The sequence below is a fragment of the Eikenella sp. NML120348 genome, assembly GCF_001648435.1.
Classification (GTDB): Bacteria; Pseudomonadota; Gammaproteobacteria; order Burkholderiales; family Neisseriaceae; genus Eikenella; species Eikenella exigua.
In genome coordinates this window covers 100,204-114,899 of the sequence record NZ_LXSP01000003.1, presented here as the reverse complement: position 1 = coordinate 114,899, position 14,696 = coordinate 100,204, and the positions used below count along the sequence as shown (strand labels likewise).

Below are 14,696 nucleotides of genomic sequence, written 5' to 3'. Positions count from 1 at the left end.
CGCGCTGCCATCCGGCACAACCGCCTTTCGCAAGCAATCAAAGAGGCTACCTGAAAGTTTCAGGTAGCCTTTCAGCCTCAAACGGCAGGCTTTATTCCTGCCCGTACACGCTGTAATCGTAGCCCACGCAGAAAGCCGTGCCGTTTTTAGTACGGACGGTTGAGTAGAAACATCTGTCTTGGCGGTTTTTGCCATGCATTGTTTCGCAAGCCTGCATTGCTTGATGTGCTGCTACCCGGTCATCTTTATGTATGCCGATGAAGAAATCAGGGTCGGAACGCGGGTGGTTGGTGGCACCCACCACCACGGCGCAGGAGTTGCTCAATGTTTTGATAACCCTGCAATTGGAGGTGCGGCATTGCTTGAGTGCCTCTTCCACCGCCCGCTGCTCGGTACTAAAACCGCCAGCCCACATCATTTGGTTGCTACCGAAATCGTTAGCGATGGCCATGTAAAACGGCGTGCGGCGCAGTTCCGCGATTTCGGCTTGCACCTTTGCCTCGCGCTGCTCCCAGGCGCGTATTTCAGCGGCGGTGGGGCCGCGGTTGATCGGCTGTTGCCGTACGGCATTGCGCTCGCGTTGTATCCGATCTGCTTCTGACTGCATGATGCCATTAAAGTTGTGCCATTGCTGCGAGCCAACCGGATAGGGGTTGGCATATGCCAAGCCCGCGCCGCCCAATAGCACTGCCGCCAACGCGCCCGCTGCCGTGTTCATCATGGTTTGCTTCATCTTGCCGCTCCTGTTTGGAAAGGGGAAAAAGGGTATTGCCGATAATTGGATTGTAACAAAAAACAAGATATTGTAAACATCTATCCCGCTGCTTGAAGGCTACCTGAAAACCATAATATGGTTTTCAGGTAGCCTGCATCCGCCTGCCCATGCGCTATAATGCCGCATCTTCAATCGTTCTGCCTGATGCCATGCCGCGCCGCCCGCCTTTCCAGCCCGACAAATCCCTCAGCCGCCCCGAGCGCGTATTGCTGGTGGGCGTGATGCTGGCCGACAGTTTTTCCGGCAGCAACGAGCAGCGCACCCGCGCTTTCCAAAACGTGCTGGATGAAGCCGCCGAGCTGGTGCGTGCCGGCGGCGGGGAGTTGGTGCACGTTTCCACTGCCCGCCGCGACCGCCCCAGAGGCGCCTTGTTTGTGGGCAGCGGCAAGGCCGAGGAGCTGGCGGCCGAAGTGCAGGCGCACAATATCGAATTGGCCGTGTTCAACCATGAGCTCACGCCCACGCAGGAGCGCAACCTCGAAGCCAAGCTGCAATGCCGCGTGCTCGACCGCGTGGGGCTCATCCTCGCCATTTTCGCCCAGCGCGCGCAAAGCCAGGAAGGCCGCCTGCAAGTGGAGCTGGCACAGCTCACCCACCTCTCCGGCCGCCTGGTGCGCGGCTACGGCCACCTGCAAAGCCAAAAGGGCGGCATCGGCCTCAAAGGCCCGGGCGAAACCCAGCTCGAAACCGACCGCCGCCTCATCGCCCAAAAAATCACCGCGCTGAAAAAACGCCTGGCCGACGTGCGCCGGCAGCGCGCCACCCGCCGCAAAGCCCGCCAGCAGGGCAGCCTGCCCACCTTCGCCCTGGTGGGCTACACCAACACCGGCAAATCCAGCCTGTTCAACCGCCTCACCAAAGCCGACGTGTTGGCCAAAGACCAGCTCTTCGCCACGCTCGACACCACCGCCCGCCGCCTGTATCTCGACAGCGAACACAGCATCATCCTCACCGACACCGTCGGCTTCGTACGCGACCTGCCGCACCGCCTGGTGGCCGCCTTCTCCGCCACGCTAGAGGAAACCGCCCAAGCCGACGTATTGCTCCATGTGGCCGACGTTTCCCAGCCCGACTACGAACAGCGCATGGAAGACGTCAACCGCGTGCTGGCCGAAATCGGCGCGGCCGATGTGCCGCAGCTCTTGCTCTACAACAAAACCGACCTCCTGCCTGCCGAGCAGCAACAGCCCGGCATCCTGCGCAGCAAAAGCGGCCAAATCGCCGCCGTGCGCCTCTCCGTTACCCAAAGCCTGGGCCTGGACGACTTGCGCCAGGCATTGATTGAGTGGGCAGGTACGCATAGCAAGGCATCGGGCGGCAAAGAGGCTACCTGAAACGGCTATAGCCGGAACGCTTTACTTTCTACGGCGTTGGCTAGCCTTCCCCTGCTTGCTAGCTTGGGCTAAGCGTATTGCCCATGCGGTTTCCCTGGAGATTTATTGCTTGAAGAGGCTACCTGAAAGTGAAGCTAAAGATTTCAGGTAGCCTTTTTGATTTGAATTGTCCGGCATTTATACATGGAGGATTCAAAGGTGGAAAGGCTACCTGAAAAACCAAAAGCCGGTCATACAAGCCCGGCCGGTTTAATTGATCAAAACCGTTTTCAGGTAGCCTCTGCCCGCTAAACCAGCTGCTCGCCCCAATGCAGTTTCTGGCGCAGGGTTTTGTAGTATTGGTAGTTGGTGGGGTGCAGCACGCGCAGGGTGTTGCGGTAGCGGCGGATGGTGAGGCGGTTCATGCTGTGCAGGTCGATGTGGGATTGGCCGTCGAAATGCACGCGGGCGTTGTCGGCTTTGGTGATGAGGATTTCGATTTCGCAGCTGTCGGGCACCACGATGGGGCGGTTGGTCATGGATTGCGGGCAGATGGGCACGAGGGTGAGGGCGCGCAGGGTGGATTGCAGAATCGGCCCGCCGGCGGCCAGGGCGTAGGCGGTGGAACCGGTGGGGGTGGACACAATCAGCCCGTCGGAGCGTTGGGTGTAGACAAACTCTTGGTTGATAAACACTTCAAATTCAATCATCTGCCCCAAGCCGCCACGATTGATGACTACTTCGTTGAGGGCCAGCGCGGTGCAGTCGGATTCGTCGTGGCGCTGCGTGGTGCATTCGAGCATGATGCGCTCTTCGGGCAGGTATTGGCCGGCGAGCATGCGCGAAATGTCGGCAATCATGTTTTGGCGCGGCACTTGGGTGAGGAAGCCTAAATGCCCCAAATGTACGCCCATGATGGGGATGCGGTAGGGTGCGAGCTGGCGGGCTACGGATAAAAAGGTGCCGTCGCCGCCGAGCACCAGCACCAGATCGCAGCGGGTGCCCATGTTTTCTTTGGCCACCCGGCGGCAGCGTTCGGCCAGCGGGTTGGCAAGCAAAACATTGCTGCATTCTTCGTCTAGCAGCACTTCGAGCCCGTTTCCCAGAAAGAAGGCCACCAGCTCGCTCAGGGTTTCGCCCAAGTGTGGGGTGTTAGGGCGGGTAACGATGCCGATGCGGTGAAATTGGCTGTGTTTCATGTGGTGTAATGAAAAAATTATGGGGAAATTATGTTAGGCTGAACTCTACCTGATTTTCAGGTAGCCTGAAAGGCGGGAGCGGAGTAGGGCGGGTCAGCGCTGTAGCATTCTTATTTTAGTTCACTATATTTTGTTTTCTAATCATGCGGCTGATAGAATGCCGCGCCGTGTGGCTTGATGTTTCAGGTAGCCTTTTGTGTGGTCACAGGCTACCTGAAATCTAAAGCCGGAAAATCCATTTCTTTTTCAGGTAGCCTCATGCCGCAATCCACTCCGCCGCCGGCACTCGCCTTGCTCGGTCCCACCGCCGCCGGCAAAACCGCGCTCGCGCTTGCCTTGGCCGAAAAGCTGCCGCTGGAAATCGTCAGCCTCGATTCCGCGCTGATTTACCGCGGCATGGACATCGGCACCGCCAAGCCCACTCCGGCCGAGCGTGCTGCCGTGCCGCACCACCTCATCGATATCATCAACCCGCCGCAAAGCTACAGCGTGGCCGATTTTTTGGATGACTGCCTGCGCCTGTACCGCGAAATCCGCGCGCGCGGCCGCCTGCCGCTGATTGTGGGCGGCACCATGATGTACTACCACGCCCTCGTCAACGGCCTCAACAGCCTGCCCGCCGCCAATCCTGAAATCCGCCGCCAACTGCAAGAGCAAAAACAGCAACACGGCCTGCCGCACCTCTATGCCCAACTGCAACAGGCTGACCCGGCCACTGCCGCCCGCCTCAAGCCCGGCGACAGCCAGCGCATCGAACGCGCATTGGAAGTGTGGCTGCTCACCGGCCGGCCGCTCAGCCAACACTTTGCCGAACAGCCCGGCGCCACGCCAATGCTCTCCCTGCACAGCATCGCCCTGATTCCGGCGCAACGCGAACGTCTGCACCACAATATCGAACAACGTTTCCACGCTATGCTGGAGCTAGGCTTCCTCGATGAAGTGCGCCAACTGCAAATGCAATATCCCGAGCTTAATCCCGACTACCCCGCCGTGCGCTGCGTGGGCTACCGCCAAGCCTGGGCGCACCTGCAAGGCGAAACCGACCGCAACACTTTCATCGCCCAAGGCATTGCCGCCACCCGCCAGCTCGCTAAGCGACAGCTCACCTGGCTGCGTAAACTGCCCGCCGATTTGGTGATCGACCCGTTTTCAGGTAGCCTCCAGCAACACAGTCAAACCATTCATTCTTTTTACCAACAACACTTCGCATGAGCACTCCTGCCCCCGCCTCTTTCCACCGCCGTTTCGTCGCCCTGTGCTACGAAGCCTTGCTGCTGGCCGCCGTAACCTGTGTAGCCTTTATCCCTGCCGCCGCCGCCAATATGGCGTTGCATACTGTGCCGCTGCTGGCCGAAACGGCCGTAGCACTGATCATCCTAGCTGTGTGGTGGGGCTATTTCCGCCTTTGCTGGCACAGCCCGCGCGGGCAAACCCTGCCGATGAAAGTGTGGCGGCTGCAGCTGCAAACCCCCGCCGGCAGCCGCCCCGGCCTGCGCCAACTGCGCCTGCGCTTCATCTGGGCTATTGTGCTGCTTTTGCTGCTGCCGCTCGCCTCCTTCGGCATTCTACGCCAACTCACTCCTCTGCCGCCCCAAACCGTGGCCGGCATGGCATTGGCGTGGTGGATATTGCCCATCGGCTTTGCCATCATACACTCTTTCCGACAATTTTTTACGACTACCTTGGCGGCACGGTTTTAACGGAGAAAGTGGCGGAAAGGAAGTAGTATTAGCTGCCGTACAAGGTGCTACCTGAAAGAGTGGTTTTGGCTAAACTTTTCATACATATTGTATTGGTTTGTCTTACCGCACTCCTGTGTTGTCTTCGGCTTGACACTTATAATATGAAGAATAATTGCTTTAGCTATATCAATTATTAAGGTATGGAGATAAACGAAAAAACAGCCCGGAAAATCGGGCTGTTTTTGTTTGATGGTGCCGACAATGAGACTTGAACTCATACGACCTACGGTCACTACCCCCTCAAGATAGCGTGTCTACCAATTCCACCATGTCGGCTGAAAAATCAGAAATTGTTTTTATTCCGGAATAACCGGTTGGCTGGCTGCTACGGGTTGAGAAGCGGCCGGAGCGTGATGTTGTGTTGCAGCAGGCGTATCCAAGCCCAGTTTGTTGCCGCTGTTCTGCTTGGAGGAAATGATGCTGAGTGCTAAGCAGCAGCAGAAAAATACAGTGGCGGCGATAGCAGTGCTGCGGCTGAGGAAGTTGGCGCTGCCGGCAGAACCGAATACGCCTTGCGCGCTGCCGGTGCCAAAAGCCGCACCAGCATCAGCACCCTTGCCCTGCTGCATCAGCACTAAGCCGATGACAGCAATCGAGGCAAAGCCACCAATAATCATAATAAGGGTTTTAAAAGCTTCCATGTTTGTTTCGCTATTTATTGCTTTGCTGCGGCTTGAACGATGGCGGCAAAACTGTCGGCCTGCAAGGATGCGCCGCCGACTAAGGCACCGTCTACATTAGGCAGGGTCAGGATGGTTTGTGCGTTTTGTGCATTGACACTGCCGCCGTAAAGAGCGCGGATATTAGCACTCTTGTTGGCGAAAGACAAGAGTTCCGTGTAAATAAAAGCGTGCATATCGGCAATTTGTTCGGCAGAGGCCACCTGGCCGGTACCGATAGCCCACACCGGCTCGTAGGCAACGGCAATATGGGGCATGGCTTTGCCGCGCAGTACAGAGAGTTGCCCGGCCACTACAGCCTGCTCCTGGGCGGCTTGGCGTTGGGCTAGAGTTTCGCCCACGCACAGAATCGGAGTAAGACCGGCGGCTAAGGCGTTGTCTAGTTTGGCAGAGAGGAATTCGTTGTTTTCGCCGAAATACTGGCGGCGTTCAGAGTGGCCGAGCAGAACGAATTGTGCGCCAAGGTCAGCCAGCATGGCGGCGGAAGTTTCGCCGGTGAACGCGCCGTCTTTATCGAATCGGCTGACATCTTGTGCACCAACTGGCAGGGCGGGTGCGGCTTGTTTTAAGTCGAGCAGATAGGGTAGGGGGGCGGCAATACCGGTGCTGACATTTTCAGGTAGCCTTTGTGCCGTCCAAGCTTGGGAGAATGCTGCTGTTGAGCTGCGGCGGCCATTCATTTTCCAGTTGCCGATAATCCAGGGTTGTTGCCAATTCATGCTGTGCCGTCCTTTCGGTTGAGGGATGGTGGGGGCTTATTCTGCGGGGTTGGTTACGGTTTGGGTTTGTTCTGCTGCGGCAGTCAGGCGTGCCATTTGGGTGGCGATGCCTTGTTCGATTTTGGCCATGGAGCCGGATTCAACTTCGTGGTAGGCCTCGAGTAGAGCGTATTTGAAGGCTTCTACGTCTGCGCCGCCGTGGCTTTTGATCACGATGCCGCGCAGGCCGAGGAAGATGGCGCCGTTAAACTTGCGCGGGTCGAGGCGGTTTTTGAAGCCGCGCAGGGTGGGCAGTGCCAGCAGGGCAGCCAGTTTGTTTAGCCAGTTGCGGCTGAATTCTTCGCGGATAATGCCGCCGATAAATTTAACCGCACCTTCAATGGCTTTCAGTACGGCGTTGCCAGTAAAGCCGTCAGCCACGACAACATCGACTTCGCTACTGAACACAGCGTTGCCTTCCACGTTGCCAACAAAATTCAGCGGGCTTTGTTGCAACAGGTGGTGTGCTTCTTTAATCACGCTACCGCCTTTGATGTCTTCAGTGCCGACATTAAGCAGGCCGATACGCGGTTGGCTGTTGCGCGGATACATGGCGCCGAACAGTTCGCCGCCCATCACGGCAAATTGCAACAGCTGGGCGGCGGAGCAATCCACGTTGGCGCCCAAATCCAGCATCAGGGCGAGGCCGCCGCCTTTGGAGGGCATGAATTTGGCAATTGCCGGCCGGTCGATGCCGGGCAGGGTTTTGAGCACGAAGCGGGCAGTGGCCATCAGTGCGCCGGTGTTACCGGCGGATACGGCTGCCTGCGCTGCTCCTGCTTTTACCTGGCTGATGGCCACGCGCATAGAAGAGTCTTTTTTGTTTTTCAAGGCCGACTGTGGGGCTTCGTCCATGCCCACCACTTCGCTGGCATGTATGATTTGTAGCCGCTCGTGTGAAGCGTGTTCGCTCAGTGTGCTGCGAACGGCTTCTTCATTGCCTACCAGAATGAGTTTGACATCAGTTTTTTCTTGTAGGAAGGCTAAAGCTGCCGGAATGGTAACCGTGAGGCCGGCATCGCCGCCCATTGCGTCTATGGCTAAAGTAATCATTTAATTCTGTGTTTCCGTTGTGTTCCGTTGCCGTGCCATGAGGCTACCTGAAAGATAGAATGGAATAGCGGCGGACGGATGGTATCAGGTAGCCCTTAGGGCAGTTGCGGTTTTTGGGCGGCTAGTGCGTTGTGTTCATTGATGTCGTCGGCATCCCAGGGGTAGTTAATCCACCAGTCGGGCGTAACAAGGCCGCTGAAGTAGGCGATATTGGGCGGTAGGGTGCCTTTTTTTTCTTTGATTTTTTCGTGCAATACGGCTACGCCTAGTGAAGCAAAGTTTTCTTTTTGCAGCTGTTCGAGGCAGAATTGCAGGGTAACGCGGCTGTCGTCTACTTCGTCCACCACCAAAACATGTTTGCCTTTCAAGCTCTCCGGCATTGGGTCGAGCCATTGGATTTTCTGCACGGAATCGCGGGGGGTGTGGCTGTGGTCGTTACAGTAATAGGCGGTGGTGATGGCGTAGATTGGAATATTGATGAAGCTACGCAGCATCCGCGCGGGGATGAAACCGCCGCCGCCAATGGCGATCATCGCATCGTAGCGAGTGCCGGACGCTTGGATTTTTTGCGCCAGATGGCGGATGGCTTGATGAATCTCGTCGTAGGTGTACCAAATTTTTTCCGACATTTTCAATCCTTTGTTAAGTCGGCGCAGTGAGGGTTGTTATTGAGTTATCTGCGTGACGGCAAATTGTAAACAGCTGTTGAGCAGAGGGCAACCAATAGGCACAGAGGCTGTTTCAGGCTGCCTGAAACCCCGGTTTTCTTTGCTGCCCTATATTTGCAATGCAACGCAAAAAAGCCAGTAATTGCTAAGGGCAATCTGCTGGCTTGGAATCGGCCTATGGCTGATTTACTCGTCTTTGGCCTTAACGACTTTGCGGCCACGGTACATGCCGTTGGCGGAAATGTGGTGCGGGCGGTGTACTTCGCCGGTAGCGCTGTCTACAGACAGGGCGGGAGCGGTCAGCGCGTCGTGGGAGCGGTGCATGCCGCGGCGGGAGGGGGATTTCTTGTTTTGTTGAACAGCCATGTTGCAAACTCCTGAGGATAAACCTGAATAAAATAATTAACGACCACTTTTCAACGCCGCCAAAGCAGCAAACGGATTGGGGCGATCTTGATTGACGGCATCGAGCTGATCGGAATGGCAGCTTTCGTGGCAGGGGGCATACGGCAGCGCCATCAGAATCTGCTCTTCCACTAGCATGCCGACATCTAACTGCGCTTCTGGCAGCATGCCTTCGAGCTCTTCTTCGGCCGCCATGGCTTCATCCAGCGCTTCTTCGCTATCAAACAAAACGATATGCGCCTGTTCGTTTAAAGCAAAGGGCAACGGCTGCATGCAGCGTTGGCAAACCAGCGACAACTGCGCTGAAACCGATAAATCCAAATACAGGCGCTGCCGTTTATCGCAGCCGCCCTGTAAGGTAAAAGACACAGGCGTTTGCCGTTCGGCCAAAAACTCGTGCCGGCTCACGCGCTCATCCATCTCGCTCAGCCGGATTTGGCCGGCCAGATGCTGTGCCTGTTCGGCCAGTGCTTTCAGATCAATCAAAATAGGGTCTGACATAAACGTATTATGATATAATCAGCCGCCTGAAACGTCAATATTTTAATACGGTTTATGAACACAGCCCTGCCGATTGTTCTCGCTTCTTCTTCGCCGTTCCGACGGCGGCAGTTGGCCAAGCTCGGCCTGCAATTTGCCACTGCCGCGCCTGATTGCGATGAAACGCCGCTACCCGGCGAAACGCCCTGCCAAACTGCCGAACGGTTGGCCGAGGCCAAATCCCGCGCGCTGGTTGCGCGTTTCCCGCAGCATTTGATTATCGGTGCCGACCAAGTGGCCTGCTGCAACGGGCAGCAGCTGGGCAAGCCGATGGACGTGGCGAAAGCACAACAAATGCTGGCTGAAACCGCTGGCCGAGAGCTGCATTTTTATAGCGCATTGTGTGTGCTCAATACATTTTCAGGTAGTCTGCACTGCCATGTGGATACCACCACGGTAAAGATGCGCCCGCTTACCGCGCAGCAAATCGCCCGTTATCTGGAGCGCGAACTGGATGCGGTTTATTGCGCAGGCGGCGCGAAAAGCGAAGGTTTGGGCGGGGCGCTGATTGAACGCATCGACAGCAGCGATCCCAATGCCCTCATCGGCCTGCCGATTTTCCGGTTGATTGATTTTTTGCAGGCCGAAGGGGTGGCGGTTTTGTGAGCTTGAGGCTGCCTGAAATTTCAGGTAGCTCCTTTAAAATGTTTTAATGACTCAAGAAGGCAAGTTATGTTTATCGTTTCCCTAAGCTATATCAAACCATTATCCGAAATTGAGGCTTGTCTGCCCGCCCACATCGAATATCTCGACAGCCACTATGCTGCCGGCACGTTTTTGCTTTCCGGCCGCAAAGAGCCGCGCACCGGCGGCGTGATTATCATGCGTGCCGACAATCGGGCACAGGCCGAGGCTGTGATTGCCGAAGACCCGTTTTACCAAGCCAAACTGGCTGAATACCAAATCACCCAATTTATCCCCACCAAAACCGCCGCCGATTTGGATGCCTACCGTGAAACGCTTTGATACGGCATAGGTTACCTGAAAGCGAAGCTTCAACGCAGTTAAAATGAGTGAGGCGAGTTTCTCCGAAACTAAAACGCACCAGCAAGTTTCCGAATAGTGAGAGATAGCCCACCAAATTTTCAGGTAGCCTTTTCTAGGCCAGCAACAACACTATGCAACCCACTTTATTCCTTATCCCCACTCCGCTAGGCAGCCCAGATACCCCCTGCCTTCTGCCGCACGAGCAAAAGCTGCTGGCAGGCCTTACCGATTTTGTGGTTGAAGGCGAGAAAACCGCCCGCGCCTGCTTGCGCCATTTCGGTTTGAACGCTCCGCTGCAAGAGCTGAGCCTGCGCACGTTAAACAAACACACCGAGCCCGCCGAATTGCCCGATTTGCTGCAACCGCTGCGCCAAGGTCGCAGCATGGGTTTGCTCAGCGAAGCCGGCTGCCCTGCGGTGGCCGACCCCGGCGCGGTGCTGGTGGCGCTGGCGCATCGCGCCGGATTTGCCGTGTGGCCGCTGGTGGGGCCGTCCAGCCTGATGCTGGCCCTGATGGCCTCCGGTGCCAACGGCCAGCAGTTTGCCTTTCGCGGTTATCTGCCCGCCGATTCTGCCGGGCGGGTGGGCTACCTGAAAACCATCGAGCAGGATTCGCAGTGCCGCAACGAAAGCCAAATCTTTATCGAAACCCCCTATCGCAACAACGCCCTGCTGGCCGATGCCGTGGCCGCGCTGCAAGCCGATACCCTGCTGTGCGCCGCCAGCAACCTCACCCTGCCGGAGCAGCGTATCATCAGCATGACGGCGGGCGAATGGCGTAAACAGCCGCAACTGCCCGACCTGCACAAGCAGCCGACCGTATTTGTGGTGTACGCCGCCGGTCAAACGCCTGCACCTGCCCGCAAACGGCGTTAGAGGCTACCTGAAACCTTGGCTCGGCTACTTTTGAACACCTTGTTTTGGCGAAACTTGCTTTACTCGTTTTAGCTTCGTAGAAACTCACTTCGTTTGTTTTAACGGCGTTGAAGCTTCGTTTTCAGGTAGCCTGTGCCATCCAATCGTATTCAATAGAAGAGGCATTATGACCCCCATTCCCGTGAGCATCACCATGCTGGTGAAAAATGCCGAGCGGCACTTGGCAGACTGCTTGGCCGCACTGGCCGCATTTGACGAAATCATCGTGCTCGACAACGGCTCCACCGACCGCACGCTTGACATTGCCCGCCGCTTCCCCAATGTGGCCGTGCACCATCACGACTTTATCGGCTTCGGCCCGATGAAAAACCTGGCTGCCGGTTTGGCACGCAACGATTGGGTGCTCAATATCGACAGCGATGAAATCCTGCCGCCCGAGCAAGTGGAGGCCATCCGCGCGCTGGATTGGGGCGATAGCGGCAAAATCTACGCTCTGCCGCGCCTGAACCATTATCGCGGCCGCCCCATCAAAAGCTGCGGCTGGTATCCGGATTGGGTGAAACGCCTCTACCACCGCCAAACCGTGCGCTTCAACGACAACCAGGTACACGAATCCCTAATCGAACCGGCCGGCAGCAGCGTGGTGAGGCTACCTGAAAAACATCCGCTTCTGCATTATTCGTTCGACGGCGCCGCCGCCCTCATCAGCAAAATGCAGCACTACACCGATTTGTTTGCCGCGCAGCAGCAATTCAAACGGCGCGCTTCCGTGCTCAGTGCGGTGGGGCACGGCGCGGTGGCGTTTTTCAAAAACTATATTTTGAAACGCGGCATGTTCGACGGCGGCGACGGTTGGACGATTGCCTTTGCCAACGCCAGCGGCGCCTACTACAAATACATCAAGCTGCACGAAGCCAACCAGCGGCTCACCGTGTCGCTCATCATCACCACCTACAACCGCCCCGACGCGCTGGAAGCCGTGCTGCGTTCGGTGCTGGCGCAGCGCGTGCTGCCGCAGGAAGTGATTGTGGCCGACGACGGCTCGCGCGACGATACCCGTGCCGTGGTTGAACGCTATCGGGCGCAGTTCCCCGTGCCGCTGTTGCACGCCTGGCAGCCCGACGACGGTTTTCGCCTGGCCGAATCGCGCAACCGCGCCCTAGCGCAGGCGGGCAGTGACTATATCGTGATTATCGACGGCGATATGGTGCTGCATCCCGAATTTATCGCCGACCACAAACACGCCGCAAAAAAAGGCCTGTTTGTGCAGGGCAGCCGCGTGATCCTCACGCCCGAGAAAACCAACGAGCTGCTGGACAACCCTTCAAGCTACCGCGTGCTCAAATGGTATGAAAAGGGCTTGGAAAAACGTTTTGAAAAACGCTTCTCCGCCTGCCACCTACCGTGGCTTTCCAAGCGCATCCTACGCCGCGAAACCCGCGATGATTTCCACGGCATCCGCGGCTGCAATATGGCTTTCTTCCGCGAAGACGCGCTGAAAATCAACGGCTTCAACAGCGATTTTGTCGGCTGGGGGCGTGAAGACAGTGAATTTGTCGCCCGCTTTTTCAACAATGGCGGCCAACGCGCCAACCTGAAATTCGCCGCTGTGGCTTACCACCTCTACCACCCCGAAGCCGAACGCGCCGCCCTGCCGGAAAACGACCGCCTACTGGCCGCTGCTCAGGAACAGAAGCTGGTGTGGTGCGAAAACGGAGTGGATCGGTTTTTCCCGCAGAGTAAGCGCTGCAAATGATAAAAAGGCTACCTGAAATTTTCAGGTAGCCTTTTGGTTGAGAGAAGCAAGCGGTTAGCGGTTATTGTCGGTATTGTATTTTTTCTCCAGGTGGGAGAAGAACCAGGCCAGTGTCATGGTGAGCATCAGGTAAACCAAGGCGATGAAGTAATACGGTTCTTCATACACATAATAGCGGCCGGCCGCGCTCTTGGCGACATAGGTCAGCTCGGCTACGGCGATGGTGGCCAAGAGCGAGCTGTCTTTGAGCAGGGTGATAAATTCGTTGCCCAAGGGACCGAGCATATGGCGCAGGGTTTGCGGCAGGATGATGTAACGCATGGCTTGGCCGTAGCTCAAGCCGAGCGAGCGGGCAGCTTCCATTTGTCCGCGGTCGATAGATTTGATGCCGGAGCGGAATACTTCGGTGATGTAGGCGCCGGAGTTGAAGGAAAGTGCCAAGATACCAGCCACCAGCGGGGCATAGTTCTGGCGCAGGTAGATAGCCAAATCGCCGCTGATTAACAGGCCGTTTTGCTGATGCACCAAAAGGGGCGACCACACGTTGTGCCAAATAAAAATCTGTACCAGCATCGGCGTGCCGCGGAATAGGGTAACGTAGAGGCGCGAGCATTGTTGCAGCAGCCGCAGCAGGCCTTTGGTAACGATGTTGCCTTTTTCGATTCGAATCACGCGGATCAGGGCGTTGCACAAGCCCAGAATCATGCCGAAAAAGGTGGAGGCGGCGGCGATGCCGATGGTGGCCAGCATGCCGAAGAAGAACATTTGGCGATATTCGTAGATAATCGGAAAATGTTGGGAAAACAGTTGAATAAGGCCGGTTTCGCTGTTCATGGAAATCTTTGCTCTGCTGCGGTATGGCGAATTAACTTAACTTTTGCTACGACGTTGGCCCGCCTTGCCGTACTACCTGTACTATCTGCGGCTCGCCGCCTTGTATCGAAAATGTGTTAATCCGCTATCAAGGTTTACGGATTTTGACGAAATAAGAGGCGGATTGTACAAGAAAACGGCGGGTTTGTCAGTCGGCGGCAAGTGGCTGGGAAGGGGGCGTTGGCGGCGAAATGAATGGAGGCTACCCGAAAGCGAACTTCAACGAAGTTAAAACGGGATTCGTTTTCAGGTAGCCTGATTGCTATTGGCTGCTTAGTCGGCGGGGTTGGCCAGGCGGTTGATTTCGGCCAGTACGGCGGCGGGGTCGGGCGCTTGGGTGATGGGGCGGCCCATAACAAGGTAGCTGCTGCCGTCGGCGAGGGCTTGGGCAGGGGGCATGATACGGCGCTGGTCGTCTTGGTTGCTACCGGGGTTGGGGCGGATGCCGGGAGTAACCAACACGAATTCGCTGCCGCGCTGCTGGCGCAGGGAGGCAGCTTCGTGCGGGGAACAGACCACGCCGTCGAGGCCGGATTGCTGCGCCAGGGCGGCCCAGCGGGATGCCCAATCGGCAATGGGGGCAGTGAGGCCGAGTTCGTTGAGGTCTGCCTGTTCCATGCTGGTGAGGATGGTGACGCCGATGAGCAGGGGGCGTTGGCGGTGGTTGGCCACGGCTTCGGTGGCGGCTTCCATCATGCGGCGGCCGCCTGATGTGTGCATATCCACCATCCACACGCCCATGTCGGCGGCCACGCGGCAGGCGGCGGCCACGGTGTTGGGGATGTCGTGGTATTTGAGGTCGAGGAAGAGTTGGAAGCCTTGGTTGATTAGGGCTTCGGCCAGACGGCGGCCGGTGGCGGTAAACAGCTCTTTACCGATTTTGAGGCGGCACAAATCGGGGCTTAAGCGGCGCACGAAGGCGAGGGTGTCGGCTTCGTTGGCAAAATCGAGGGCAACGATAACGGGGGTGCGGCGGGCGGGCGGGGCGGGGTCGAGGATAAGGGGGTTCATGGGGATGGGGGCGGATGGGTTGGAATGGAAAAGGCTACCTGAAAGCCGTGTTGCTGAGGAA

The 14,696-nt window shown here is 57.1% G+C and carries 17 protein-coding genes and 1 tRNA gene; 7 read left to right on the top strand and 11 right to left on the bottom strand.

Annotation, left to right across the window (positions count from 1 at the left end):
• Positions 1-91: 91 nt before the first annotated feature.
• Positions 92-733, bottom strand: coding sequence for a DUF4189 domain-containing protein (locus A7P99_RS05755; protein ID WP_067686889.1), 642 nt, complete (start codon positions 731-733; stop codon positions 92-94).
• 191 nt (positions 734-924) lie between these two features.
• Here A7P99_RS05755 and hflX point away from each other — a divergent pair, with 191 nt between their 5' ends.
• Entirely contained in the window at positions 925-2,109 is a 1,185-nt protein-coding gene (gene hflX, locus A7P99_RS05750; protein WP_067687073.1) for a GTPase HflX, read from the top strand.
• A 287-nt stretch (positions 2,110-2,396) separates the two neighbouring features.
• On the opposite strand, the gene A7P99_RS05745 is transcribed toward hflX, so the two are convergent.
• On the bottom strand, positions 2,397-3,287 hold the full coding sequence (locus A7P99_RS05745; protein ID WP_067686886.1) for an NAD(+) kinase: 891 nt from the start codon (positions 3,285-3,287) through the stop codon (positions 2,397-2,399).
• A 258-nt stretch (positions 3,288-3,545) separates the two neighbouring features.
• Here A7P99_RS05745 and miaA point away from each other — a divergent pair, with 258 nt between their 5' ends.
• Entirely contained in the window at positions 3,546-4,499 is a 954-nt protein-coding gene (gene miaA, locus A7P99_RS05740) for a tRNA (adenosine(37)-N6)-dimethylallyltransferase MiaA (RefSeq protein ID WP_067686884.1), read from the top strand.
• Positions 4,496-4,987, top strand: a complete 492-nt coding sequence (locus A7P99_RS05735) for an RDD family protein (protein WP_231863730.1) — start codon at positions 4,496-4,498, stop codon at positions 4,985-4,987. The genes miaA and A7P99_RS05735 overlap by 4 nt, the downstream gene beginning before the upstream one ends.
• Positions 4,988-5,219: 232 nt before the next feature.
• Here A7P99_RS05735 and A7P99_RS05730 read toward each other — a convergent pair.
• The 7 genes from A7P99_RS05730 to A7P99_RS05700 all read right to left on the bottom strand — a co-directional run bounded on the left by A7P99_RS05730 (position 5,220) and on the right by A7P99_RS05700 (position 9,094).
• A tRNA-Leu gene (locus A7P99_RS05730) sits at positions 5,220-5,305 on the bottom strand.
• Between the two features lie 20 nt (positions 5,306-5,325).
• On the bottom strand, positions 5,326-5,670 hold the full coding sequence (gene secG, locus A7P99_RS05725) for a preprotein translocase subunit SecG (RefSeq protein WP_067528440.1): 345 nt from the start codon (positions 5,668-5,670) through the stop codon (positions 5,326-5,328).
• Positions 5,671-5,684: 14 nt separating this feature from the next.
• A complete protein-coding gene (tpiA, locus tag A7P99_RS05720) occupies positions 5,685-6,428 on the bottom strand; it encodes a triose-phosphate isomerase (protein WP_067528441.1) in 744 nt (247 codons plus the stop codon).
• A gap of 36 nt (positions 6,429-6,464) precedes the next feature.
• Positions 6,465-7,520: a phosphate acyltransferase PlsX gene (gene plsX, locus A7P99_RS05715; protein WP_067528443.1), complete on the bottom strand. Its 1,056-nt coding sequence runs from the start codon at positions 7,518-7,520 to the stop codon at positions 6,465-6,467.
• A gap of 95 nt (positions 7,521-7,615) precedes the next feature.
• Entirely contained in the window at positions 7,616-8,149 is a 534-nt protein-coding gene (locus A7P99_RS05710; protein ID WP_067525395.1) for a phosphoribosyltransferase, read from the bottom strand.
• A 225-nt stretch (positions 8,150-8,374) separates the two neighbouring features.
• Positions 8,375-8,554 (bottom strand): 50S ribosomal protein L32, encoded by a 180-nt coding sequence (rpmF, locus tag A7P99_RS05705; RefSeq protein ID WP_067441481.1) that lies wholly within the window; start codon positions 8,552-8,554, stop codon positions 8,375-8,377.
• A gap of 36 nt (positions 8,555-8,590) precedes the next feature.
• Positions 8,591-9,094 (bottom strand): DUF177 domain-containing protein, encoded by a 504-nt coding sequence (locus tag A7P99_RS05700; RefSeq protein ID WP_067447819.1) that lies wholly within the window; start codon positions 9,092-9,094, stop codon positions 8,591-8,593.
• 54 nt (positions 9,095-9,148) lie between these two features.
• On the opposite strand from A7P99_RS05700, the gene A7P99_RS05695 reads away from it, so the two are divergent.
• The 4 genes from A7P99_RS05695 (at position 9,149) to A7P99_RS05680 (ending at position 12,751) form a co-directional block, all read left to right on the top strand.
• Positions 9,149-9,739, top strand: coding sequence for a nucleoside triphosphate pyrophosphatase (locus A7P99_RS05695; protein ID WP_067686881.1), 591 nt, complete (start codon positions 9,149-9,151; stop codon positions 9,737-9,739).
• 66 nt (positions 9,740-9,805) lie between these two features.
• Entirely contained in the window at positions 9,806-10,099 is a 294-nt protein-coding gene (locus A7P99_RS05690) for a YciI family protein (RefSeq protein WP_067447823.1), read from the top strand.
• Between the two features lie 152 nt (positions 10,100-10,251).
• Positions 10,252-10,995 carry an SAM-dependent methyltransferase gene (locus tag A7P99_RS05685; RefSeq protein WP_067447825.1) on the top strand — a complete coding sequence of 248 codons (744 nt, stop codon included), beginning with the start codon at positions 10,252-10,254 and terminating at the stop codon, positions 10,993-10,995.
• A gap of 166 nt (positions 10,996-11,161) precedes the next feature.
• A complete protein-coding gene (locus tag A7P99_RS05680) occupies positions 11,162-12,751 on the top strand; it encodes a glycosyltransferase (protein ID WP_067528444.1) in 1,590 nt (529 codons plus the stop codon).
• 54 nt (positions 12,752-12,805) lie between these two features.
• Here A7P99_RS05680 and A7P99_RS05675 read toward each other — a convergent pair whose 3' ends face one another.
• Positions 12,806-13,585: an amino acid ABC transporter permease gene (locus A7P99_RS05675; protein WP_067447829.1), complete on the bottom strand. Its 780-nt coding sequence runs from the start codon at positions 13,583-13,585 to the stop codon at positions 12,806-12,808.
• A 312-nt stretch (positions 13,586-13,897) separates the two neighbouring features.
• Positions 13,898-14,635, bottom strand: a complete 738-nt coding sequence (gene pyrF, locus A7P99_RS05670; RefSeq protein WP_067447831.1) for an orotidine-5'-phosphate decarboxylase — start codon at positions 14,633-14,635, stop codon at positions 13,898-13,900.
• Positions 14,636-14,696: the final 61 nt, after the last annotated feature.